Below are 23,271 nucleotides of genomic sequence, written 5' to 3'. Positions count from 1 at the left end.
TGTAACTGTGGTCGCTTCACCACCTATTATTTGGAAATCACCATTTCCGTAGCTGCTTCTCCCAGCACATTTCGGAACGCTTCGATAAACGAAGATAATTGATTTATTTTAATATTTAAAGGAGGTAGCAAACGAATTGTAAATTTTCCTTTCGCACTACCTGTAAATATTTTGTGTTTATGGATTAATTCAGAACGCACCTTGCTGGCCTCTTGTGCGCAGTCGATGCCGATCATCAGGCCTCGCCCCCGAATTTCTTGAATGCCGGATAGGGTACTCAGGGCTTCCATGAGGTAGGTGCCGCTACTTTGCGCCTGCGCTACGAGCTTTTCTTCCTCCATCACCTCGAGGACAGCTAGACCAGCGGCGCAGGCAAGATGGTTGCCTCCGAAAGTGGTTCCTAGCATGCCATGCTTGGCCTGGATATCCGGATGTACCAGTACGCCGCCGATGGGAAAGCCATTGCCCATTCCCTTAGCGATACTCACCAAGTCGGGCTGAAGCGTTTCCACCCACTGATAGGCGAAAAACTTTCCGCTTCGTCCGAATCCCGATTGGACTTCATCGAGAATCAATTTAGCCCCGTAGGTTTTGGCCAGTCGGCCTAGGCCCAAGAGAAAGGCATCCGAAGCCACATGAATGCCGCCGACTCCCTGTATCGCCTCGATTAAGATGGAGGCAATGGCTCCTGTCTGCAGGCAGCGCTCTACGGCTTCCAAGTCTCCATAGGGCAAAATATGGGCGTCAGCACGCTGATTTGAGGGTGCGATAATGCCGGGATTATCGGTCAGCACCACGGCGCCGGCTGTTCTCCCATGGAAGCCTCCCGTGAAGGCGATGTGTCCGGGTTTTCCAGTGGCAAAAGAGGCGAGTTTCAAGGCGTTTTCATTCGCCTCGGCCCCAGAGTTACACAGAAACAGCGCATAGTCCTCTAATCCGCTTGCCTGCCCTAAAGCTGTTGCATAGGCCTCCTGAACAGGTATGTGAACTGAGTTGGAATAGAAGCCCAGCTTGGCCACTTGCTCCTGAATGCGGGCCACATAGTGCGGATGGCTATGCCCGATAGAAATGACGGCATGGCCACCATAGAGGTCGAGGTACTCTTGACCGGAAGCATCCCACAAAAGGGCGCCAGCTGCGCGAACAGGCGTGATCGACAGAAGGGGGTAAACATCGAAATTTTTCATGATACGCGATTAGAATGCGCTGGCTTTTAAATGTAAACCGGTTTTTTCGGGCAGGCCGAAGGCCAAATTAAAGTTATGCACCGCCTGACCACTAGCTCCCTTTAGCAGGTTGTCAATGGCCGCATAGACCACTAGCTGGCCGGCTTTCACTTGGACGTGCAGGAAAGCTTTATTGGTATTAACCACTTGTTTTAGGCTGATGTCCTGCTCGGAAACATGGGTGAAGGCGGCATCCTTATAGTAGTCGGCATAGAGCGCATGGGCTTCTGCCGTGCTGCCGGGAAAAGGAAAATAGGCTGTCACCCAAATGCCGCGGGTGAAATTCCCCCGATAGGGCACAAAGAGCAGCTCCGGCGCCTCTTCCTTGCCTATAAAACGAAGACTTTGGCGGATTTCTTGTAAGTGCTGGTGGTCAAAAAGCTTGTAAACGGATAAATTATTGTCTCGATAACTGAAATGGGCCGTTTCGGAAAGCTTTTTGCCAGCGCCGGTGCTGCCTGTAAGGGCGCTGATGTGTACGGCTGCACCCGATAGCAGGCCGGCCGCCGCGGGGGGCAAAAGGGCGAGCTGGATGGCAGTGGCGAAACAACCAGGATTGGCGATACGCTTCGCGGTGCTTATACGCGCTGCATGTAGCTCAGGAAGGCCATAGACAAAGTCGGCTGACTCATCTCTGAAGTCGGTACTCAGGTCGATAATACAGGTGTCGGGTTCCCAGTCCTGGCTTTGCACGAAGTGCTTACTTTCCCCATGGGGAAGGCCGAGAAAAACCGCATCCACACCGCTCACATCGGTGTCCGCTGTAAACGGCAGGTCGCAGTCGCCCAGCAGGTCGGGATGTACCTCGCTCACGGATTTACCCGCTTGACTGTTGCTGTGCACTTTTACCAATTCACAATTCGGGTGATGCACCAGCAGGCGGAGGAGTTCCCCCCCTGTGTAGCCTGCAGCGCCGATAACGGCTGTCTTAATTTTCTTCATGCTGCCCGAAATTTACTTGATGGAAGATAGCGGTTTGATTGCCTAAAATACGGGTGAAACCCTTTACGTCTTGGGCGGTGTAGCCCTTGTTCATCTCTCCGTAGCTTCCGAACTTGGCGGCCATAAGATCATGGTCCGACTGGATGCCCTGAAGTTCAAAACGGTAGGGGTGTAGGGTGACCGTCACCGTGCCGCTCACAAAGGTCTGGGTGTCGGCGAGCATGGCTTCGATGTTGCGCATAACGGGATCTAGATAATGGCCCTCGTGGAGATGGTTGCCATAAAACTCCGCTACCTGATTTTTCCAGAAAAGCTGCCACTTGGTGAGGGTATGCTTTTCGAGCAGCTGATGGGCTTTTATGATGATTAGCGGTGCGGCGGCTTCGAAGCCTACGCGTCCTTTAATGCCGATGATAGTGTCGCCAACGTGAATGTCTCTACCGATGCCGAAGGGTGCTGCCAGCTCATGAAGGGCTTGGATAGCGGCCACGGGGCCGAGATTTTGGCCGTTAAGGCCGACAAGCTCTCCTTTCTTAAAGGTTAGGGAAATAGTTTCTGGAGTATCTTTGGTTTTGGCTGTCGGCCAAGCGCTTTCTGGAAGACCCAAGTGAGAGCTCAATGTTTCTCTTCCGCCCACAGAGGTGCCCCATATGCCTTTATTGATGGAATAGGCTGCCTTTTCGGCATTCATTTCGATGCCATTTTCGGCCAGATAGGTGATTTCTTCCTCGCGGCTAAGCTTCAGGTCCCGGATGGGGGTGATAATTTCGATATCGGGAATTAAAGTTTGGAAGATCATGTCGAAGCGCACCTGATCGTTTCCGGCGCCAGTGCTGCCATGCGCGATGCAGGTGGCACCGATAGAAAGGGCATATTCGGCGAGGGTTTTGGCCTGCAGGATACGTTCCGCACTGACAGAAAGGGGATAGGTTTGATTTTTTAGTACATTTCCGAATACTAGGAATTTCAGGACAGAGGTATAATAGGTTTCTGTGACATCAAGGGCCGTGAAGGAGGCGATGCCGAGAGTGGCTGCTCTATTTTCGATGGTGCTTAGTTCCTCTGAAGTAAAGCCTCCGGTGTTAATGAGAACCGCATGCACTTCATACCCCTTCTCCCGAGAAAGGTGGAGGGCACAGAAGGTGGTATCCAATCCCCCGCTATAGGCTAAAACTACTTTTTTCATGATGGCGTCCTTAAAAGATAGAAAATGTTTTTTGTTTGGTTTTTTTGTATTTCAGTAAGATGGCCTGCTTGATGCTCACCCAGCGCTCAAAAAGCTTGAGGTTGCTACGGAAATCCGGGCGCAGGGCCTTTTTCTCTTTTTCCTGCTTGGTTTTCGCAGGATCGAAGAGCATGGCGGTGCAAAGGCAGTTTTGGCGCTCTTTCATACGTAAAATCTCGATGTTCACGCAGCTTTGGCAGCCCTTCCAGAAGGCCTCATCGTCTGTCAAATCGCTATACGACACAGGGATGTAGCCCAGCCCACTGTTGATTTTCATCACAGCAGGACCGGTCGTCAGGCCGAAAATTTTCGCCTCCGGGTATTTTTTTCGGCTCAACTTAAAGATTTCTTCTTTGATGCGTTTGGCCAGACCAAATTTGCGAAACTTGGGCGCAACGATCAGGCCGGAGTTGGCCACAAATTTCTCATGACCCCAAGCTTCTATGTAGCAAAAGCCCGCCCATTCGCCTGTGTCTGTCAGGGCGATGATGGCTTTCCCTTCCTCCATTTTTGTCTGGATGTAGGCAGGCGTACGCTTGGCGATGCCCGTTCCCCGAGCTTTCGCAGAGTTTTCCATCTCATCAGTGATGGTGGTCGCATAGTCGATATGCTTAGAAGTAGCAGGGATGACCTGAAATTTAGGGGCTTGCGTGATTTCCATAGTGAAATTACGGGCTGTGAAGAAGTGGAAAGGAAATAGAAATGACGATAAGGCGAAACAGGATCTACCGCATAGGTGATCCATTAACATACAACAGGGACTATGCCCTGAGGGTGGTCCTCAAACGGAATACAAAAAAAATAGCACGTTCCTGCTGCTTCGAAAATCGAAGTGCTACGCCTGAAGCGTTTACAGAAGGATATGGATTTTGTGCTTGCATTTACACCACAAAGCTTGCATCTTTATTTTAGAAAAACAAACGCCCCGAATGAAAATCTCCTTTTATTCTGCTGATTTTTTATAGAAGCGAAGAATTTTCCTCTGTAGCTATTTTTTCCGAGGCGGCGCTCCCGTGAAGCCCTGATGCCAGCTGATTTTTGCTTTCTGATTTTTGGGTGTATTTTAGCAACTTATACCTTTTATAAGTACCGAATGGCAGAAACGCATACTCCCTCCACGAACCGGCTGCTGGACCGCTTCTTAGATGTAATCGAAAAGGCTGGCAACAAGCTTCCCGACCCGGGCATTTTGTTTTTGATACTGATGCTGATCACCTGGGGCTTATCCGCACTGCTGGCTCCCTTCGATTTCGGCGCCGTAGACCCGGGAAGTGGAGCGGAAATACGCGTCCAAAATCTGTTGACCGGTGAGCGTCTGGCCTTATTTTTCTCCACGATGACGGCCGTGTTCATCAACTTCGCCCCCTTAGGCGTCGTGCTCCTGGCCATGCTGGGCGTCGGTGTGGCGGAACATTCTGGCTTCATCAATGCGGGCCTGAAGCTGGTTCTTGGCGTGACGCCTAAGCTGCTCTTAACCCCGATCTTGGTGCTGGTGGCCATCGTCTCCCATACCGCTGCTGATGCTGGGTATGTATTGGTTATCCCGCTGGGAGGGGTCATCTTCTATGCAGCAGGGCGACATCCGATCGCAGGCATTGCCGCAGCCTTTGCCGGTGTTTCGGGTGGTTTTTCGGCAAACTTTATCCCCTCCAGCATCGATCCACTGATCCAATCCTTCACCCAAGAGGCTGCACAGGTGCTGAATGCCACGATCGAAATTAATCCGCTGAACAATATCTTTTTTACAGGCACTTCTTCTCTAGTGGTGATCGCCGTAGTCTGGTACTTGACAGATCGGGTTATCGAGCCGCGCTTAAGAAATATGCCCGTGGATGCGGATTTGACAGATATACCGGCTATGGATACCCTCTCGGCGCGCGAGCGTAAAGCCTTTTGGACGGCACTCAGCGTGATGCTTCTGGGGATCTTAGCCCTTATCGCATGGGTGTTTCCGGAAGATTCAGCCATGCGAGCACCGAATGGTGAAATTACTGCAGGAAATGCTCCTCTGATGGGTGCCATCGTCCCACTGATCTTCCTGCTGTTTTGGATTCCCGGCGTTATCTATGGTTTCCGCTCGGGGGTATATGCCACTATGAAAGATGTGGTAGGCTCTATGAGCAAAGCCATGGGCAGTATGGCCCATTATATCGTCATGGCCTTTTTCTGCGCACTTTTCATCAAGGCCTTCACGGATTCCCGCATCGGGGCGCTGGTGGCTCTGAAAGGGGCGGAAGGACTGGAAGCCCTGCGTCTTCCGGGCCAAATCACTATCGTAGGCATTGTTTTTTTAACGGCCTTTGTGAATTTAATCGTGGGTTCGGCTAGCGCCAAATGGGGGCTTTTGGCACCTATCTTCGTGCCTATGCTCATGCAGACAGGCATCTCGCCAGACCTTACCCAGGCCGCCTACCGCGTGGGTGATTCCGTGTCGAACATCATCACGCCGTTGCTGCCGTATTTTCCGTTAATCGTCGTCTTCTGTCAGAAATACGTGAAAAAAACAGGTATCGGCACCTTAGTATCGGTCATGCTGCCTTATTCGCTGGTCTTACTGGTGGTCTGGACGCTGTTTTTGCTATTGTACTGGTCCTTAGGCATTCCACTTGGTATCCAGGCCTCTTACGAGTATTTCTTGGGGGGCTAAAGCCCAAAAGATACTTTCTTTTCTAAAATAAATCTTGCCTGCGGAAGGTAACTAAGCGGAATGGCTGCACGCCGTTCATGCTTTTTCCCGTCTGGGCTGTTGCCATCACCAGTATGGCGGGGATAAGATCCCGCACTTGGGCTTCATTTGCCTATTTTTTCTATTCTCTCAACTTCCTTTGCCTGTTTGCAAGAAGGAAAGGTTTTTTCCGAGACCAAGGAGGCTTATTCCTTACCGCTAAAGGCGAGAAGGCCCGCCTTTTCCTGCACATGGAAGCCCGTGATTTCGCTAACACCTAAGGCATCCAAAGAGGTCAGCAGCGTCCAGTCGCTATCCTTTTCATGCCGATAAAAAAGCCCTTCTGCATTGGCTGCCAAGAGCAGCTTGGCATTCAACCAGCGGTAGGCGGTAGTTCCTTCGGGCATGCGAACAAAACGCTCAGGAACAGCATTTTCTGCTATCTCCAGTAAGAAAAGGTTTCCCGCTTCCAGGTAGCTGATGTGCGTGGACTTTGGCCGGTAGGCCAAAAGGGAAAGGGCTTCTTCGGCCAGCAAGACAGGATGTTCCCGAGAACGCGCATACAGGGTCCGTGGGTGCTCGCCCCCTAGGCTTAGCACGGCATGGTTATCGTACCAACAGTAATCCAGCAGGGGGTGCAGGTCGTCGTAGAGAAGTTCCGGCTCCGCCAGGTTCGTGGGGTAGAGGTAGAGGCGCTGCAGGCCCTCCTCGTCGCGGGTCAGGCTACTCACGTAAAAGCCACAGTCGGTCATTTTCGGGAGTGCTTCCTGCCGATCCTTCGTCATGCTGATGTTTGTAAACTTGTTTTTATCGAGTGAATAGAGGATCAAGTCCGCCTGTCCAGTTTCGTCTTCGGCAGAAAAAACGAGCTGCGTCTTATTAATAAAGAGGGGCGCCGTGTCTTTAGAGGCCCGAGCGGTCACCTGCCGCTGTGCTTCGGGGCTGATGCGCACTTTTTTCGCAGAGCTCTTAAGGGGAAGGGTATAAATGTTTTCTTGTGCCAGCACACAGAAGTGGAATAAAAATGCGCTGCAGGCTAAAAGCGTTTTTTTCATATCAGTAGTAAGGGCGATGAACCAAAGGTAGCGCTTTGGGTTATATTTTATGTGAGTACGTACAAAAATTATACCGATGCGCGCCTCCAAGAAGCCCGGCAGCAAGGCGATCCTTTGGCGGACGCCGCCGTGGAAGCGCTGCTGGCTCAGCCTGCCTGTATCGAGGAGATAAATGCAGCCAACTCCTGGTGGGAGACGGCACCTCCGCACTGGCCGGAGCCTTTAAAGGCATTGCATACTGCGTTTCGGGAGCGGCCCTTTCCCCTGGAGGAGGCCGCAATACGTGAGGCGCAAGCGTTTTTTTACCGGCAGCATGCTTGGTATCTGAGTTTACTGGGGCTTTATTCCTTGCCCTACTGCTATGCCTTCGCTGATGGCGCTCAGGTGCTGGTGCGATCCAAGCGCATTACCGAGGACATCGGCACCCGGCTCACCGAGACAGCCCTATTTGTGCTGAACAGCTTTAAACCGGGAAGTTTTTTAGAGGATCAAGAGGTGCTGCTGACCCTTTGGCGCGTGCGCCTGATACATGCCTTTAGCCGTTATTTTATTCGGCGCTATGCCCGTGACTGGCAGCCGGAGTGGGGAACCCCGATCAATCAAGAGGACCTGATCGGGACGAATTTGGCTTTCTCGCTCATCGTGGTGCGTGGGATGGTGAAGGTAGGAGAGCATCCTGGCGAGAAAACCTACCGCGCTCTCTTGCACTACTGGAAAGTTATCGGCTACTATTTGGGACTCGACGTGGAGACCTACTGGTCAGAAGATCCGAAGGAGATGTTTCAACTGGAAAAGCGTATTCGGCAGCGCAATTTACGTGCTTCAGCGGCAGGGAAAGTACTGATGGATGCCTTACAAGGCTACTATCGAACCCAATTTCAGGACGCTACTCTACTGGCGCTCAGTCAGCAGCTGTTACGTTTTTTTATGGGTGAAGAAGCAGCCGATGCCGTCGGACTCCCGAAGACCGGACAGCTGCCCGCCACTGCCTACAAGGCGGCTTTACAGTTGAATTTCATTCGAGAGGGGCACAGTTTTAGCGGCTATGAGGCGCTTCGGCGGGATTTTTTGCGGCAGAGCCGCAAAAGATTGGGCCAGGAGGTGGCCCTGCGCTTACCTATGCCCGTACACTAATACTGTCCGCTTTTGGTAAAACCGTACGTATTCGAACACTTGTTTTTTGGTAAAACTCCTTCTACGCCCTAAAATGGGCGTTTTTTGCTTTGGCATTTTTTTAGACTAGGTGTTGGCATGGAGAACATACGCAAGCATTGGCATCCAGCATTTGGAGAGATTGGGTTTTGGGTACTGGCCTTGATTGGCATTGCCTGTATCGATCCTTCGAGCAGTGAGCACGCCACGCTTTGTCCCCTTGCACTGACGGGCTTGGAATTTTGTCCAGGTTGCGGTTTAGGGCGTGGCATGCATCTGCTAGCGCGGGGCGAGGTAGCTGCTTCTTGGGCCATGCATCCCCTTGCAGGTTTTGCTTACGTGGCGATCGTTTTTCGCCTGTTTACTCTGATTCGATTTTACTTAAAATTTAGATAGTTATGGCAAATGTATTACGCTACCTTCCAGAGCTGGAAGGTATGGAGTTAGGTTACATCCAAGGGTTGATGAAAGGCATGTCTGAGGAGAAAGCTCAATTATTCGCCCAGGTATACCGCACAAAGCGACGTGGCAGCGATATCGTCCTGATTTTGTGTCTATTGGGCTTTGCGGGCTTTGCAGGGCTGCATCGCTTGGCGACCCAAAGTATCCTGCTAGGTGTGCTTTACTTCTTTACCCTGGGACTTTGCTTTATCGGTACGATCGTAGATTTGGTAAATTATAAAAGTATTGCTTACGAATACAATATTAAAATGGCTTACGAAACCCTAAATGTGCTTCAGATGTCTGAAGAAATGGATTAAGAGACCGATTGTTTACCTATTAACTCCCCTATATTATGAAAAAAAGTATTTTCCTCATTTTTCCGGTTCTGCTCCTTATTGTAAGTTGTGATGAACTGCTGCATGAAATAGTCACCAGCTATCAGGAGCATGAGCTCGAGGAGAGCTTCGCAGATGTGCAGGCGATCCAGGCGAATTTGGCGTATGGTGCTTTCGAATACCAGGGGATTCCAGGTAAAACCGACGTAAGCATTTCGGGTACGCTCGTTTACCCTGAAGAAGCGGAGGGCACTTGGACAAGCGAGTTAAAGGATGGTGTTCTGTACCTTGATTTTAAGTTGAGCAGCTTCCCTGTTTTCGGTTGGGGAGGCTTGGACCGACCGGATAAAACTGTACGCATCGAAGGACCGGAGTATCTGCGGCTAGAAGCTAAAATCGGTAGTGGTTCTTTCGATGTTCGTGACTTGAGTCATGAGCGCATCGAGTTGAGTGTTTCTAGTGGCAGTCTCCGGGGGGAGGTGTTGACGGCCGATCGCTTGGAGATTTCTTGTTCTTCGGGTGCTGTTCATTTCGAGGATATCGAGGCTGATGTAGAGCTGCAGGTAGGTAGTGGGGCGGCCCAGCTCCGAGGCGTTCAGGGGAGATTACAGGCAAAAGTGGGCAGTGGAGCATTGCAGTTAAAGAATATTTCGGGTGATAGTGAGGTCTCGGTGAGCAGTGGGGTGGTGAACTTGCAAAATTTAGCTGCCTTGAAGGCCTTAAAAGTGAGTTCTGGGGTATTAAATGGAAAGGAAATCACCTTTGCGCCGGGAGGCGCCGAGCTACAGGTCTCTTCTGGTCTGGCCTCGCTGCAAGTCGACGAATTAACAGCCTATGATTATGATTTACAGGTAAGTTCCGGTAATCTACGTGTGGGCAAAGCACGAGCTGATGCTAAGCGTTTAACGCTGTCTCATGCTACTGGAGTACCCGTGCGAGGCAAGGTAAGTTCGGGAAGTTTAACGATCAAATAGAACACAAATAAGAAAAGATTATTTGGCAAAGAAGCGCTTTTTCCATTCAGAGGAGAAAGCGCTTCTTTTTTTTGCTGCATTATTCGAGAATTTACCGAAATAAATGGCGGATGATTTTTCTTTTATTAAAAAATAGCATAACTTCATAATGTTGAATTAAAATTAGCAAAAACTAAAACAGCAATCGATTAACCCTTATCCATTTATCCTTTAAAAATCAGTTATGAGAAATGTTTACGTGTATGCTCCGCCGAAAAGCGGATTGTTGTTCAGTTTACTGCTGCTGTTCTGCTGTGCCTTTGGGTCTTTGCGGGCGCAGAATGCAGTAACGATCAGCGGCAAGGTGTCCGATGCGCGGACCGGGGAGGAGCTCATCGGAGCGACGATTTCTATACAGGGCACCTCTATCGGGACGGTAACCGATTTAGATGGTCGCTATGCGCTTTCGACTACGCTAAATCAGGAATCCTTTACTTTAGTGGTACGTGCTATCGGCTACAGCAACAGAACGCAGGTGGTCACGCTTGGAAATCAAAGTGCCTTTACTTATGATTTCGAGCTGACGACAGACGTCATGAACTTAGATGAGGTGATCATCACCGGTGCTTCGGCGGCTACTTCACGTCGTCAGCTGGGGAATGCAGTCTCCACTGTAAGTGAGCGGGATCTGGCCGAGACGGGGGGGATCGCCGTGGATCAGGCCCTGCAGGGTAAAATAGCGGGAGCGCTGGTACAGCAGAATTCCGGAGATCCGGCAGGTGGGATATCGGTTCGTTTACGTGGAACCAGTACGATTACAGGGAGCTCTGACCCACTTTATATCATAGACGGTGTGCTGGTAAATAATAACAGTAATGAGTTGGTAGATATCGGGGGGGCTTCCCAAAACAGATTGGTAGACATTAATCCGGCTGATATTGAGCGCATCGAGGTGCTTAAAGGGGCTGCTGCTGCTGCCATTTATGGGTCTCGAGCCAGTAATGGGGTGGTGCAGATTTACACCAAGCGTGGCAAAGTCGGCAAGCCAAGGTTTAGTTTTTCTACAGCGGTACGTGTAAATGAGCTGCGCAAGCAGATTCCCTTCAATCAAGTACCTTTAGACTGGGTAAACCCTGGGGATAACGCCAATTTAGAAACCTTTCCGGTAGAGCGATTTAATCTACAAGATGAAATTTTTAGACGCGCCGGAGGCACAGAAAATAACCTTTCGGTCAGTGGAGGCTCGGATAAGACAACGTACTTCGCTTCCGTGTCCTACTTAAACAATGGGGGCATCGTGAAGAATACGAATTTCGAGCGGATAGGTGCGCGTCTGAATGTAGATCAAACGGTGAGCGACTGGTTGAAATTCAGCTTTGGCCTTAATTATACCCGTTCAGAGAGTCAGGATATGCCAAATGGGGGGATCAATGCTGTGGATGGAGCGATAACAGGCTTTTTATTTTCAAATAACCGAGTAAATCCACGTCCAGATGCTTCAGGTGTCTTCCCCGTGACTTCTCTTTTGGTCCCACGGACCAATCCCGCCGAGGCTGTCGCACGGTTCGACTATGGACAGCGGACGAACAGGGTGATTACCAATTTTACGCTCAACGCGAACCCTTCCGAGAAATGGAACATCACCTACATTTTAGGTTTGGATTATTACAATCAGTCCGCCTTTGGATTTATTCCGGTGGGCAACACCTCCTCGAATGCCCTCGGTTGGGCCACGCGTGGAGATGCGAATGTGACACAGTTTAACAACGACCTGAATATCAGCTATGAAACAATGCTGACGCCGGATATTCGCTCCACTACTATCGCAGGAGGTACTTGGCAGCAGGATAATTTCGAGCGAATCGGGATAACTTCAGATCGCTTAGCTCCGACCGTACGTACAGCGGTAGGTGGGACGATCATCAGTGCGATAGATGCACGCTCGGATGTTTCTTATTATGGGGCTTTCGTGCAGCAGACCTTCGGTATTAAAGAAAAGCTATTCGTCACGGGGGCGCTGCGTTATGATGGAGCTTCTGTCTTCGGTCCGGAAGAAAAGATTCAATCTTATGGAAAGGGATCTATTTCCTATAATCTTTCAGAAGAAGGTTTCTTTAAAGAGGCCTTCGGCAGCTCGATTTCTAATTTTAAGTTGCGCGCTTCCTATGGTCAGGCGGGAAATTTAACTGCGATTGGAGCGTTTGATCGTTTTCTCAACTACAATCCGCTGGCTATCGGAGGCTTAAGTGCGGTGGTTCCTTCCACGCTTTTGGGCAACGATGCCCTGGCGCCAGAGATCATGAACGAGTTTGAATATGGCGTAGATGCCTCTTTCTTCGGCGATCGTCTGGGTTTTGAGTTTACTGTTTTCAACCAGCGGATTACCGACTTGCTGCTGCAGCGTGAGGTAGCTACTTCGACAGGTTTCGCCACACGTTTCGAAAATGTAGGCGCGATGACGAACAAGGGAATTGAGCTATTGATGCGTGCGAATGTGATGCGGAACAGAGATTTTAACTGGGATGTGACGACCACGTTTACGACAAATCGAAATGAGGTCACGCAAGTGGTAGGGGAGCGTATCATACTCCCAGGAAGTTTTGGTGCCTCTGCAGTTATCGAAGGCCAGCCGATCGGTGTCTTTTTCCAAGGTTTTTATGACCGAGATGATGCCGGAAATATTCGTTTAGATGCGAATGGCTTGCCGCTTCGTGGTGTGAATCCAGACGGCACGAACGTACGTGTCATCGGTGACCCTAACCCAGACTGGTTCGGCTCTATAATTAATGACTTCAGCTATAAAAACTTCACTTTCCGCGTGCAGTTCGATGCTGTATGGGGTTTCGATGTGTTCAACTGGAACCGACGGCTACTGGATAATCCTCTTTTCGGAGGTGGTGAAAATGCAGGTCGCGAGCTCTTAGGAGAGATTCCGAAAGGTACAGGTGGCAGACAAGCTGGTATTTTTGAGGAATTTGTGGAAGATGGATCTTTTGTCAAGTTACGTGAGCTCGCTATCGGATACAATTTCCGTCCGAAATCCGGAGCCATCCAAAATGTTCGGTTTAATTTAGTTGGCCGAAATTTAATTTCCTTCGATTCCTATAGCGGCTGGGATCCTGAAATTAACACTCCTGGACAAAGCAATGGGGTTCGGGGCTTTGATTTCGGCGCTGTGCCGATTCCAAGAACCATACAGTTAGGTGTTAACGTAAGCTTTTAAATCGTATGAATAAGATGAAACTACATACAAAACTTTCTTTCTGGGCACTCACACTGGCGGCATGGATGCTATTCCCTGCCTGTCAGACAGATTTTACCAACCCAAATGCGCCTACCGACGCGCAGGTGTTGAACTCTCGGGAGGGGCTTTTAAATTTAGCGACAGGGGTCCGCGTGCTGTATTCAACTTCTGGGGTACGCTTTATGGTGGAAAATAATGCTGTCACAGCGCGTGAGGCAGCGATCACGACGACCTTTATCAACATGATCGAATTAGAAGATGGTGGAGATGCGCTGACAGACTTTAACACGAATGTGGAGGGGCTCTGGGCTTCCATGCTGCGCGTGATGGGAGCCTGCGAGGATATCGTCGAGGCAGTAGATGAGGTAGAGCTCTTGGCTAGCACACGCAATAATTTACGTGCCTATGCGAATATTTTCCGAGCGATGGCCATCGGGGCCTTGGCCCAAAACTATGCAGAAGTGGTTATTCAAACCAATCGCCAAAATGAGGCCACCTTCGTGACGCGTGCTGAGGCCTATGCGGAAGCCATTCGTTTACTGGAAGCAGCTATAGCGGATCTTCAAGGAGACCTATCTCCCGAAGTAGCGGCCATCTTACAAGGAAACCTTAACTTGAGCGATGTAGCGCATGCCTATTTGGCAAGATACCGCCTGTTTAGTGGAAACTATGAGGGAGCTATTCAGGCTGCGGCGCAGGTAAATACCCAGCGTACCTCGGTATTTATCTACGATCAGCTGAACCAAAACCCTATCTGGGCGCGCGTGATCCAAAACAATGTACCGAACTTCCGTCCACGGGACCACTTCGGACTACCAGAAGGGCTACGACCTGAGCCTGCTGATGGCCGCAGAGCCTTCTACCTGATTCCTTCAGAAGATACGAACGTGAATGGTTTTGCGCTGGAAGGCTTAAGGGGCTTTTTCGAGAACGACAACAGTCCCATACCGGTTTTCTTGCCAGGAGAAATGGCGCTAATCACAGCAGAGGCTCACATCCGCAAGGCAAGCCCGGATCTAAATGCTGCTGTGGAGGCGCTGAACCAGGTGCGCACAAAAACAAATGACCCTTTCGGTTTAAATGCAGGCTTGGCGCCATATAGTGGCCCGCTGACAGGAGAGGCGCTCTTGGATGAGCTGTTCATCAACAGACGTGCAGAACTCTTTTTTACCGGATTGAGCCTAGAAGACAGCAGACGCTTTAACCGCCCAGAACCGCAAGGTTCGCGGGTATTTACCGATGAGCGGAATCGAAATTTCTATCCGTTCCCTTTGCGCGAGCGCAATAACAATGCAAACACACCAGCGAATCCTCCTATCTAGAAAGAGTCGCTTCACCCTGGGGAGTCTGTCACAAGGCTCCCCTTTTTAAAGGTAAGACCAAATGACAGATAATGAAATTTTAGCCGCATGGAAGAGACATGCATCCGACTGGATGCACCTATTAGCTGAAGAGGGGATCTCATCCCGCCAGGTAACCAACCCGGCGATGGTACAGTTTGCTACAGAACGGGCAGTGGGTCAGGTACTAGTTGATATGGGCTGTGGGGAGGGCTGGCTCAGTCTTGCGCTTCGCGCAAAGGGATTTACCTGTTTCGGAGTAGACGGCACGGAGGCCTTAGTTCAGGCAGGAAACAAAAAAGGGGGAGGGCAGCTGTTTTTTCATAAAAGTTATGCCCAACTGCAGCAAGAGCTTCATCAAGAGGGATTATCCACTTGGGAGCAACTTTTCGGAAAGGGAATGATGCCGCGTACGTTTATTTTCAACTTCAGCCTTTACCACAGGGGAACGGGGGAATTACTGCAGGCGCTGGGAGCATATACTCCAGCCGACACTCAATTACTTATCCAAACCTTACATCCCTACGCTATCTTGCAGCAGGGACATCCTTATGACGTGCACTGCCTGCCGGATGCCTGGAAAGGCCTACCCGGAAATTTTCAGCAGTCACATGCCTTTGAAATGCTTACCTTCGAAGCATGGGCAGCACTTTTCGAGGCCTCTGGCTGGCAAATCGCAACAATTCAGGAGCCGAAGCGATCCGGGATACCCCTTAGTGTGCTCTTTGCCCTAAAAAAACAATGATTTAAGGCATACGCGCTCAATGAGTTGCTCCGATGACTTCTTCCGCACGAAGTAAATGTACACTTTCCTGCAAGTGCTCATCGATAAATTGGGCATTCTCCCTGATTGTCTGGACGATGGAGATATCTTCCAGTTTCAGCGAAAAAGGCATCGCATCTAGCACATCTAAAAGAGCTAGGATTTTTGTTAAGGGTTCCCGTAGTCGATGTGCGTGGAACCACGCTAGCTCATGAAGCAAATCATTTTGACGTTTCAGCTGGTCCAGTTGCCGCGTAGAATCGGTGATATCCCGAATGAACCAGACAAACCAAATTTCTCCTTCATGATGCAGCTTTTGAATGGATACATCCAAAAAGTGTTTCTTGTCTATTGTTTGCAAGGTAACACGCCCACTGGAAAGCTCTCCAGAACACAGCCGCTTACGCATCGTGAGAAGCGGGTCCACATCGCTAAATTGAAGCAAAAATTGCTGAAAACAACTACCCTCCTGGATTTGAAAAGTCTTTCGGGCATTAGGATTCACGCGTAAAAAACCATCCATTTTTGCATTGAGCAAGAGGACAGGGGTATTCACATAAATAAAGGTCTGATTTAACTGCTCAAGCTCTCTTTCGTAGTATTTCAGCTGTGTGAAATCTGCTGCAAATCCTGCAACCCCGATGACCTTGCCTGCCTGAATAATGGGGCGTAGCTGATGATCTATATAAGAAATCCCTGAAACATGCGGAAAATGCTCTAGAGTGCGTACCGTCTCCCCAGCTAAAGCACGTTCGTATAGTTGTCGATAATGGACTTGCCCAGGTTCCTGACTTTGGGTGTCGATGACCTGTTCACCCACACGAAAAGTCATTCCTGTTATTTCCTTAAAACGCTCCATGTAAGCACGGTTCGCATAAAGTAAACGAAACTCATGATCTAGCGCCCAAATGCTTTCGGAAGTACTTTCCAAAATCGTTTCTTTCAAAAATGTGCTTTGCAGATAGGCACTTTCTATACAATACGCTGAAAACTCAATAGCAGGACATTCCTCCGGTGGAAATGTATGCAGTTGCTTTTCAGAAAATGGGGTGCTCCATAGCCAATAGGCGCAAGATGCATCTGCAGGTTCATACAGCTGAATTTCCCACTCATGTGCAGCCGTATAAAAGGGGAGAGCGAAGGTGGCCTGTACTTCTAGGCTGGCTCCTGATGCTAGCTTTTTAGTTAACAAGGAATGGAAATAACGAGGTGCCGGCTGCGCGAATAAGGTTTCTAAAGTCTGAGCATCTTCGAAGTTACCCCTAAAAATCTCATAATTCGAATCTTTTAAATGGCCCTTAGCATCAAATAAAAGATACAATTGACGTCGTGACTGCCGCAGGTAAACGGGTAACAAAGGTAGATGCATGCGTATATATGGTTCAATTTCCCGAAAATTAAGTAGAAAGTACCACATCCTACGCATGCCGCCTAAAATTTAATTTTTTCCAGTACTACGTTCAGACGCTTACCATTGCTGAGGGTATGGCACATAACCGATCAAGCCTATGGCTTCCGAGGGAAGCAGGTGCTGCCGCAACAAGTGCAAGAGCTGTTCGATGGCCTGATTCCCGCTATCGGATAAATCCTGAAGCGCTTCTCCTGAAGGCCACATCACTTGACCTGAGCTCAGGCAAAGGCGTATCTCTTCTCTGGTTTCTATATACAGCACCTCGGCCTTGAGCTGTACATTCAGGATGCCGGAGCCACCTGCAACGTTTTTTTCTTCATAGCGTTCGGTCACCAAAAAGGTGATGTGCCAGCCCCCTTCCACCTCCCGAATGGATTCAAGAGCCGAAATTCCAAAGGTTTCCAATAAGGGATTTTCAATAGGTCCTGGCCGCAGCTCAGGCCGCAGCTCAGGAGGCGGAAGGTCAGGTGTTTCTGCCGCTGGGGCTTCTAAAAACCGGGGTGCTTCTACTTCCGCACAGTGCGAAAACAGTAGGACACCCAAACAAAACAGGAAGATGCGTGAAAAATAAGAATGCATAAAAAAGTGTTAATGTTAAAAATAAGTACGTCCGCAAGGTAGGGCCTTGATGTGCTAACAGTAGGAGCTGAAACGCTAAAAAACGCTTAAATCGCATAACAGTCGGGATTTTTAGGAGATTTTTTCACCTGTATGCTCAAACAATCAGGAGTTTTTCGTGTTTAAACATTTAATTTCAGTGTATTTATGAGGCGTGTTTGTACCCTATTTTTACTAATCTTGGGCTGGATGCTATATTTTTCAGCGTTTTTTTCTGCACATGCGCAGCAAACCTACGATCTGGAAGCGCTTTTTGAGCAGGCCAGCACCCAACTGCCGCAACTAAGGGCAGCCCGGCTCGAAGAAAAAATCCAGCTTACCGAGCAGCAGGTAGCGCTCTCCGGATGGTGGCCCCGCGTCGGTGTAGAGGCCGATTACCTACGCTTCTTTCAGCAGCCGGTAGCTATTTTTCCGGATTTTAATAATCCCGAATCGGGTGAATTTCAAGAGGTGGAAACAGGTGTCCCCTTTAACTCTACCGTCAATGCCTTCGTCGAGCAGCCGCTTTTAAACAACCGCCTCATTCAAGCCAAACAGCAGCAAAACGTGGTGGAAAACGCGCAGCGTGCCCAGCTGGAAACGCTTCTTGCCAACCAGCAAAAGGAGATTGCCCGTGCCTTTTACCGAGCCCTGGAGGCCCAAGAAGAGATTTTGCTCCGCCAGGAGGACCTGACTCGTCAAAAACGACAATTACGAGATGCCGAAGCACTCGTCCGCGCCGGTCTTCGGGACCGCACCGATATCAAACGCGCAGAAATCGCGCTACTCCAAACTGAGGCCGCACTTTTCGAAGCAGAACAGCAGGAAAAAGCAGCAAAAACCTTGCTGGTCAGCCGTGTAGGACTGGATCCGGCCCTGCCCTTTACCCTCCAAGCCGATCCACCCAGTACCCTCCTGCAGCCAGAGCTGGAAGAGGAGCGCTTTAACTGGCGAAATCGCCCGGAATACCGCTTTTATCTGGCCAGCCTGGAGCAGCAGCGTGTGAATTTGGCCTTCGCCAAAAGACAGTTTTTACCCGACATTTCCGCCTTTTTTAATTATAATTTGCTCTTTCAAACCCCCAATGGCCCCGAGCTATTTAACCAAGCTTTTCCGAATTCGCTCACGGGCTTTCGTTTCAGCCTGCCCCTCTTTACGGGAAACGAGCGAAATCTCCGCATACGACAGGCACGCTTCGCCGCTGACCAACAAAACGAGGCGCTCCGGCAGTTGGAACTGGACCTGCTAGCCGAAGAGGGACAGGCTAGCGCCAGCTATTTGAGTGCTTTTAAACAGGTAGAAACGCAGCGTAAAATTGAAAACCTTGCCGAGGAGGTGTTTAGCACCATCCAACTCCAATACGAACAGGGCATCGTAAGCTTTCTGGAAGTGATCCAGGCGGAAACAGACCTGGCCACCGCCCGTATAACCGCACTCAGCGCCTACTATCGCTTTAAAACTGCCGAGTGGGAGCTGCGACATGCCCGCGGAACCTTAGACCTTAATCGCTTTTTAAACCTATGAGCCTACGTTTTTACTTGCACAGCCTCCTTTTCATCAGCCTAAGCACAAGTTTTTCTTGTACTGCGCCTACCGAAGCATCCGGCCCTACACTGGTGGAAGTAGCCTCGGTAGAAGAGGCCGTCCTGCGCCGCAGCTACCCCTTCTCCGGTACGGTGCGCGCCCTGGAAGAAATCGAAATCCGCGGTGACGTGGCGGGTTATATCACAGCTATTTTTGTGGAAGATGGTGCGCGGGTGCGCAAAGGAGATCGCCTCTTTGAAATCGACCAAAGCCGTTATCAGGCAGGGGAAGCTGTGGCTGAAGCCAATTTGGCCATCGCCAAAGAAACCTTGACCCGAGTTCAAAAAGATTTTGAGCGCTATACCGAATTGAAGGAAGCGGAGGCCATCGCCACACAGCTCTATGATGATGCCCGAATAGCTCTTCGGCAGGCGGAGTTAGAGGTGGAGGCGGCCCAGGCAGCTTTGCGCACGGCGCAAACCGACCGCGCTTATGCAAATATAACCGCACCATTTACAGGGACGGTAGGCTTTAGCGAAGTCCGGCTAGGAGCACTGGTTCGTCCCGGAGAAACGCTCCTCACGCGCCTTTCTTCTGATGACCCTATAGGAGTCGATATTTATCCCGATGCTGCTCTGCTGCCCCTGATGATGCAGTGGAAAGAAGCCGGTGAGGCAGTAGGGACCTTGCGCCTCGGCGATCAAAACTATCCTGAAAAAGGACGCATCAGCACCATAGACCGCGCTGTGGACGAAAGCACAGGTACGATTCGTGTCCGCCTGCTCGTTCCCAATCCAGCCTATCGCCTCAAGCCGGGCTTACCGCTGAAGGTACAAGTGCCCGAATTCGAGGAAAGAAAGCAGCTGCGCGTCCCGCTCGCCGCAATAAAAGAACAGATGGGGGAGTTTTCGGTCTTTGTACTCGAGCCGGATAGCACCGTGCGGGAGCAAAAGATCCAAAGAGCCTTTCAGTCAGAAGGGTATATGGTAATAGAGAAGGGCTTGACTGATGGTCAAAAGGTGGTTGTCGGAGGAGTCCAAAAGCTCCAGTCAGGGGATCCTGTACGTATTAAAGAGGAGGAGCCCGCATGATCGCATCCTACTTCATTCGTCGCCCGAAGACTGCCATTGTGTTTTCACTTTTTATAACCTTATTTGGTGTTTTGGCCATCCTGCGTCTGCCTGTGGCACAGTATCCGTCCATTACGCCTCCTGTGGTGCAAGTAACAGCCACCTATACGGGAGCGGATGCGGAAACCATAGAACAAACGGTTATTACCCCCTTGGAAACCGAAATTAATGGGACACCCGGCATGGCTTACATCGAAAGTACTGCTAGCAGCGATGGGCGTGTGACGCTAAATGTAACCTTCGAGGTGGGGACAGATGTGGACATCGCCGCTGTAGAGGTTCAAAACCGCGTAGCTGTGGCCGAGGCACTGCTACCTGAGGAGGTGCGCCGCCTTGGGGTTACGACCAAGAAGCGGAATCCCAGCATCTTACTCATCGTTTCACTCTTTTCGCCCGATGGAACGCATGGAATAGATTTTATAAATAATTACATCAATATCTACGTCAAGGAGGAGCTCCTTCGCGTTCCCGGCGTGGGTGATATTTTTGCGCGGGCAGAGGATTTTAGCATGCGTGTCTGGCTGGACCCAGAGCAAATGGCAGCCATCGGAGTGAGCGTAGACGAGGTGCTCGCCGCACTTCGAGAGCAAAACCTTCAGGTGGCGGCTGGACGTGTGGGCGCCCCACCGCAGGTAGATGCGCAGGCTTTCGAATATACAGTCTTTACGAATGGCCGTCTACAAGAAGTCGAGGAGTTTGAGCGCGTCATCATCAAGCGCAGCACCGATAGTCAGGCCCTCGTGTTTTTAAAAGATATAGCCCGTGTGCAGTTGGGGCGCTTCGATTATGCCACGAATAACTTTACCGATGGGCTGCCTGCAGCCTATTTATTGGTGTACCAGACCCCGGACAGTAATTTGCTAGACACCGAAGCCGGGATTCGGGAGACAATGGAGCGACTAAAGGAGCGTTTTCCACCTGATTTGGAATATGTGGTGCCTTTCGAGTCTGCTTCCGTCGTCCGGGCCTCCATAAATGAGGTGGTCAAAACGCTCTTTTTGGCGCTAGCCCTAGTCTCTGTCGTCGTCTTTCTGTTTTTACAAAACTGGCGTGCCACACTTATTCCCTTGTTGATCATTCCCGTTTCCATCATCGGGACTTTTGCGGTGTTTTTACCTCTTGGTTTCACCATCAATACACTTACCCTCTTTGGTTTTGTGCTCGCTATCGGCATCGTGGTAGACGATGCCATCGTCGTGGTGGAGGCCAGCCTGGCGCTTCTGGAATCAGGCAAGCGCAGCGTAAGAGAGGCAGTAGAGGAGGCCATGGGCCAAATTTCAGGACCTGTCATCGCCATGTCCTTAATCGTGGCGGCGGTTTTTATTCCCGTTGGCTTCATCCCGGGCATCGTAGGACGCCTTTACTTGCAGTTCGCCATGGCCATCGCTGTCTCTGGCCTGATCAGTGGTTTTGTAGCCCTCTCCCTCACGCCAGCACTTTGCGTGCTGCTGTTAAAACCGATTAAAAAAGAGGAAAACGCCACACGCTATGGCTTTTTTGCTGCCTTCAACAGGGGTTTTGATCGCTTTCAAGGGCTTTTTCAGGCTGGGATGCGGCATGGTTTACGGCGTATCCCACTTGCTTTAGGTGCTTTGCTGCTGTTGGCACTGGCCACAGTGGGCATGTTTTCGTTGAAAAGTACCGGATTTATTCCCACAGAAGACGAAGGGCGCCTGTTTATTACCTTTGAGCTACCCGAAGGAGCTTCGACACGACGCACATTGACCACTATTCAAAAGTTGATGACCTACTTGGATGAGCAGGAAGAAGTGCTGCATTACTCCGGCGTAACGGGTCTAAATGCGGTTAATTTCGCCACGAAAACAAGTGCGGGGACTGTTTTTACGCAGCTGCAGCCTTGGGAGAAGCGGAGTGGCAGGGAGCAAGGGGCCTTTGCGGTAAAAGCGCGCATGGAGCGAGAACTGGCTGCTCTTTTGCCGGAGGCCAGCGTCGTGATCATCGCCCCTGCCGCCATACCGGGTTTAGGGAGCACGGCAGGGTTTACCTTCAACCTGCAGGCACTGGATGCCACCGGGAGCGTGAAGGATTTCGAAAATAATTTGCAGGAGTTTTTAGCGGCTCTTCGTGAGGACGAGGCTATCGGCAATGTTTTTTCCTTTTTCAGTGCCTCTACACCGGCGCTGCGTTACAACTTAGACCGAGAAAAAACGGCTGGCTTGGGCTTGGGGATCGGGCAGGTGTACGAGGCCCTTCAAGTGTATTCTGGGAGTTTTTATGTAAATGACTTTATCTTATACAACAGGAATTTCCGGGTGATCGTACAGGCTGACAGCGCTTTCCGCCGTTCGGAAGACGACCTGCGCCGGCTTTTCGTCCAAAGCCCCGAAGGCAGCAGGGTGCCTCTCAGCAGCTTATTTGAGGTGGAGCGCATCGAACAGGCGCCCCTGATTACGCATTTCAATCTTTTCCGCTCGGCGGCGATAAATGGTGAAAGTGCTCCGGGCAAAAGCTCTGGGGATGCCATTGCGGCTTTGGAGCGGCGTGCGGCGGAGCTGTTACCGGCAGGGTATAGCTACAGTTTTTCAGGCATCAGTCGGGAAGAAGTGGCAGCTGGTTCGGCGACCTTTTTTATCTTCACCTTATCGATTCTCATGGTTTTCCTCTGCTTGACAGCCCTCTATGAAAGTTGGAGCCTGCCTTTTACCGTTTTATTTGTGCTGCCGGTGGGTGCATTTGGGGCCATCTTGACCCTCTTGCTCTTTCCCTCACTGGATAATAATGTGTATGCGCAGATCGGTCTTCTCACCTTGGTGGGCCTAACGGCCAAAAATGCCATCTTAATCGTGGAGTATGCCAAGGTGCTGGAGGAAAAAGGGGAGGGCACGCTTCGAGCGGTTTTGACTGCCTTTCAACTGCGTTTCCGGCCGATCGTGATGACCTCTTTGGCATTTATTTTTGGGGTGTTGCCCTTGGCCTTCGCGACAGGTGCAGGGGCGCTAGCTCGACAGACGATAGGCTGGACCGTTTTTGGAGGCATGCTGGCCGCGACCTTGTTAACCTTGATTTTCGTTCCTACCTTATACGTGGTGATTGCCAGGGTGCGCGGTTCCCGCAAAGCATAAACAAGAAGCAAGCGAAACGAAATGCTCCCTAGCCACAGTCGGCCGGAAGCCTATGCGCTGACCTTGAGTACGGGGATTTGGGACAACTGTGACATTTTGCCGGAGGCAGAGGCCCGACAGCAGGGCTGCTCTCTAGCGCTTCCCGAAGGATTTTTCAGGGTTTTTTCTAGTCGTTAAGTTCG

Annotated in this window: 19 protein-coding genes; 12 read left to right on the top strand and 7 right to left on the bottom strand. The window is 50.5% G+C overall.

What is annotated here, in order from left to right:
• Positions 1 to 26: 26 nt before the first annotated feature.
• The 4 genes from ACXIT9_RS07750 to ACXIT9_RS07735 are packed head-to-tail and all read right to left on the bottom strand — an operon-like array spanning position 27 to position 4,054.
• Positions 27 to 1,187 carry an aspartate aminotransferase family protein gene (locus ACXIT9_RS07750; RefSeq protein WP_458055665.1) on the bottom strand — a complete coding sequence of 387 codons (1,161 nt, stop codon included), beginning with the start codon at positions 1,185 to 1,187 and terminating at the stop codon, positions 27 to 29.
• Positions 1,188 to 1,196: 9 nt separating this feature from the next.
• Entirely contained in the window at positions 1,197 to 2,168 is a 972-nt protein-coding gene (argC, locus tag ACXIT9_RS07745) for an N-acetyl-gamma-glutamyl-phosphate reductase (protein ID WP_458055664.1), read from the bottom strand.
• Complete coding sequence (locus ACXIT9_RS07740) at positions 2,155 to 3,354, bottom strand: argininosuccinate synthase (protein ID WP_458055663.1); 1,200 nt, start codon at positions 3,352 to 3,354, stop codon at positions 2,155 to 2,157. The genes argC and ACXIT9_RS07740 overlap by 14 nt, the downstream gene beginning before the upstream one ends.
• A 10-nt stretch (positions 3,355 to 3,364) precedes the next feature.
• Positions 3,365 to 4,054: a GNAT family N-acetyltransferase gene (locus tag ACXIT9_RS07735; RefSeq protein WP_458055662.1), complete on the bottom strand. Its 690-nt coding sequence runs from the start codon at positions 4,052 to 4,054 to the stop codon at positions 3,365 to 3,367.
• A gap of 432 nt (positions 4,055 to 4,486) precedes the next feature.
• On the opposite strand from ACXIT9_RS07735, the gene ACXIT9_RS07730 reads away from it, so the two are divergent.
• Entirely contained in the window at positions 4,487 to 6,040 is a 1,554-nt protein-coding gene (locus ACXIT9_RS07730) for an AbgT family transporter (protein WP_458055661.1), read from the top strand.
• 224 nt (positions 6,041 to 6,264) lie between these two features.
• Here ACXIT9_RS07730 and ACXIT9_RS07725 read toward each other — a convergent pair whose 3' ends face one another.
• Positions 6,265 to 7,113 (bottom strand): hypothetical protein, encoded by an 849-nt coding sequence (locus ACXIT9_RS07725; protein ID WP_458055660.1) that lies wholly within the window; start codon positions 7,111 to 7,113, stop codon positions 6,265 to 6,267.
• A gap of 51 nt (positions 7,114 to 7,164) precedes the next feature.
• On the opposite strand from ACXIT9_RS07725, the gene ACXIT9_RS07720 reads away from it, so the two are divergent.
• The 7 genes from ACXIT9_RS07720 (at position 7,165) to ACXIT9_RS07690 (ending at position 15,326) form a co-directional block, all read left to right on the top strand.
• Positions 7,165 to 8,247, top strand: a complete 1,083-nt coding sequence (locus ACXIT9_RS07720; RefSeq protein ID WP_458055659.1) for an oxygenase MpaB family protein — start codon at positions 7,165 to 7,167, stop codon at positions 8,245 to 8,247.
• A gap of 117 nt (positions 8,248 to 8,364) precedes the next feature.
• Positions 8,365 to 8,661, top strand: coding sequence for a DUF2752 domain-containing protein (locus tag ACXIT9_RS07715; RefSeq protein WP_458055658.1), 297 nt, complete (start codon positions 8,365 to 8,367; stop codon positions 8,659 to 8,661).
• Positions 8,662 to 8,663: 2 nt separating this feature from the next.
• Positions 8,664 to 9,026, top strand: coding sequence for an NINE protein (locus tag ACXIT9_RS07710; RefSeq protein WP_458055657.1), 363 nt, complete (start codon positions 8,664 to 8,666; stop codon positions 9,024 to 9,026).
• Positions 9,027 to 9,061: 35 nt separating this feature from the next.
• Positions 9,062 to 10,018, top strand: coding sequence for a DUF4097 family beta strand repeat-containing protein (locus ACXIT9_RS07705; RefSeq protein ID WP_458055656.1), 957 nt, complete (start codon positions 9,062 to 9,064; stop codon positions 10,016 to 10,018).
• A gap of 223 nt (positions 10,019 to 10,241) precedes the next feature.
• Positions 10,242 to 13,220: a SusC/RagA family TonB-linked outer membrane protein gene (locus tag ACXIT9_RS07700; protein ID WP_458055655.1), complete on the top strand. Its 2,979-nt coding sequence runs from the start codon at positions 10,242 to 10,244 to the stop codon at positions 13,218 to 13,220.
• Positions 13,221 to 13,234: 14 nt separating this feature from the next.
• Positions 13,235 to 14,563 (top strand): RagB/SusD family nutrient uptake outer membrane protein, encoded by a 1,329-nt coding sequence (locus ACXIT9_RS07695; protein WP_458055654.1) that lies wholly within the window; start codon positions 13,235 to 13,237, stop codon positions 14,561 to 14,563.
• A gap of 61 nt (positions 14,564 to 14,624) precedes the next feature.
• On the top strand, positions 14,625 to 15,326 hold the full coding sequence (locus ACXIT9_RS07690; RefSeq protein WP_458055653.1) for a methyltransferase domain-containing protein: 702 nt from the start codon (positions 14,625 to 14,627) through the stop codon (positions 15,324 to 15,326).
• 16 nt (positions 15,327 to 15,342) lie between these two features.
• Here the strand turns inward: ACXIT9_RS07690 and ACXIT9_RS07685 are convergent, their stop codons facing one another.
• Both ACXIT9_RS07685 and ACXIT9_RS07680 read right to left on the bottom strand, forming a co-directional pair.
• Positions 15,343 to 16,713, bottom strand: a complete 1,371-nt coding sequence (locus ACXIT9_RS07685) for a PAS domain-containing protein (protein ID WP_458055652.1) — start codon at positions 16,711 to 16,713, stop codon at positions 15,343 to 15,345.
• A 99-nt stretch (positions 16,714 to 16,812) separates the two neighbouring features.
• Positions 16,813 to 17,334 (bottom strand): hypothetical protein, encoded by a 522-nt coding sequence (locus tag ACXIT9_RS07680; RefSeq protein ID WP_458055651.1) that lies wholly within the window; start codon positions 17,332 to 17,334, stop codon positions 16,813 to 16,815.
• A gap of 228 nt (positions 17,335 to 17,562) precedes the next feature.
• On the opposite strand from ACXIT9_RS07680, the gene ACXIT9_RS07675 reads away from it, so the two are divergent.
• From ACXIT9_RS07675 to ACXIT9_RS07660, 4 genes are read left to right on the top strand one after another with little or no spacing between them, the layout of a single operon-like run.
• Entirely contained in the window at positions 17,563 to 18,876 is a 1,314-nt protein-coding gene (locus ACXIT9_RS07675) for a TolC family protein (RefSeq protein ID WP_458055650.1), read from the top strand.
• Positions 18,873 to 19,967 (top strand): efflux RND transporter periplasmic adaptor subunit, encoded by a 1,095-nt coding sequence (locus tag ACXIT9_RS07670; RefSeq protein ID WP_458055649.1) that lies wholly within the window; start codon positions 18,873 to 18,875, stop codon positions 19,965 to 19,967. The genes ACXIT9_RS07675 and ACXIT9_RS07670 overlap by 4 nt, the downstream gene beginning before the upstream one ends.
• Positions 19,964 to 23,089 (top strand): efflux RND transporter permease subunit, encoded by a 3,126-nt coding sequence (locus ACXIT9_RS07665; protein ID WP_458055648.1) that lies wholly within the window; start codon positions 19,964 to 19,966, stop codon positions 23,087 to 23,089. Before ACXIT9_RS07670 ends, ACXIT9_RS07665 begins: the two co-directional genes overlap by 4 nt.
• A gap of 21 nt (positions 23,090 to 23,110) precedes the next feature.
• Positions 23,111 to 23,266, top strand: a complete 156-nt coding sequence (locus tag ACXIT9_RS07660) for a hypothetical protein (RefSeq protein ID WP_458055647.1) — start codon at positions 23,111 to 23,113, stop codon at positions 23,264 to 23,266.
• The last annotated feature ends 5 nt before the right edge of the window (positions 23,267 to 23,271 follow it).

The sequence above is a fragment of the Nitritalea sp. genome, from assembly GCF_054166705.1.
Note: the sequence above shows the minus strand (reverse complement) of the source record. Positions and strands in the feature narration are given on the sequence as shown.

Excerpts from the sequence above, each read along its gene's own strand:
- ACXIT9_RS07750 (WP_458055665.1), bottom strand. The coding sequence starts at position 1,187 with ATGAAAAATTTCGATGTTTACCCCCTTCTGTCGATCACGCCTGTTCGC.
- argC (WP_458055664.1), bottom strand. The coding sequence starts at position 2,168 with ATGAAGAAAATTAAGACAGCCGTTATCGGCGCTGCAGGCTACACAGGG.
- ACXIT9_RS07740 (WP_458055663.1), bottom strand. The coding sequence starts at position 3,354 with ATGAAAAAAGTAGTTTTAGCCTATAGCGGGGGATTGGATACCACCTTC.
- ACXIT9_RS07735 (WP_458055662.1), bottom strand. The coding sequence starts at position 4,054 with ATGGAAATCACGCAAGCCCCTAAATTTCAGGTCATCCCTGCTACTTCT.
- ACXIT9_RS07730 (WP_458055661.1), top strand. The coding sequence starts at position 4,487 with ATGGCAGAAACGCATACTCCCTCCACGAACCGGCTGCTGGACCGCTTC.
- ACXIT9_RS07725 (WP_458055660.1), bottom strand. The coding sequence starts at position 7,113 with ATGAAAAAAACGCTTTTAGCCTGCAGCGCATTTTTATTCCACTTCTGT.
- ACXIT9_RS07715 (WP_458055658.1), top strand. The coding sequence starts at position 8,365 with ATGGAGAACATACGCAAGCATTGGCATCCAGCATTTGGAGAGATTGGG.
- ACXIT9_RS07710 (WP_458055657.1), top strand. The coding sequence starts at position 8,664 with ATGGCAAATGTATTACGCTACCTTCCAGAGCTGGAAGGTATGGAGTTA.
- ACXIT9_RS07705 (WP_458055656.1), top strand. The coding sequence starts at position 9,062 with ATGAAAAAAAGTATTTTCCTCATTTTTCCGGTTCTGCTCCTTATTGTA.
- ACXIT9_RS07700 (WP_458055655.1), top strand. The coding sequence starts at position 10,242 with ATGAGAAATGTTTACGTGTATGCTCCGCCGAAAAGCGGATTGTTGTTC.
- ACXIT9_RS07695 (WP_458055654.1), top strand. The coding sequence starts at position 13,235 with ATGAAACTACATACAAAACTTTCTTTCTGGGCACTCACACTGGCGGCA.
- ACXIT9_RS07690 (WP_458055653.1), top strand. The coding sequence starts at position 14,625 with ATGACAGATAATGAAATTTTAGCCGCATGGAAGAGACATGCATCCGAC.
- ACXIT9_RS07685 (WP_458055652.1), bottom strand. The coding sequence starts at position 16,713 with ATGCATCTACCTTTGTTACCCGTTTACCTGCGGCAGTCACGACGTCAA.
- ACXIT9_RS07680 (WP_458055651.1), bottom strand. The coding sequence starts at position 17,334 with ATGCATTCTTATTTTTCACGCATCTTCCTGTTTTGTTTGGGTGTCCTA.
- ACXIT9_RS07675 (WP_458055650.1), top strand. The coding sequence starts at position 17,563 with ATGCTATATTTTTCAGCGTTTTTTTCTGCACATGCGCAGCAAACCTAC.
- ACXIT9_RS07670 (WP_458055649.1), top strand. The coding sequence starts at position 18,873 with ATGAGCCTACGTTTTTACTTGCACAGCCTCCTTTTCATCAGCCTAAGC.
- ACXIT9_RS07665 (WP_458055648.1), top strand. The coding sequence starts at position 19,964 with ATGATCGCATCCTACTTCATTCGTCGCCCGAAGACTGCCATTGTGTTT.
- ACXIT9_RS07660 (WP_458055647.1), top strand. The coding sequence starts at position 23,111 with ATGCTCCCTAGCCACAGTCGGCCGGAAGCCTATGCGCTGACCTTGAGT.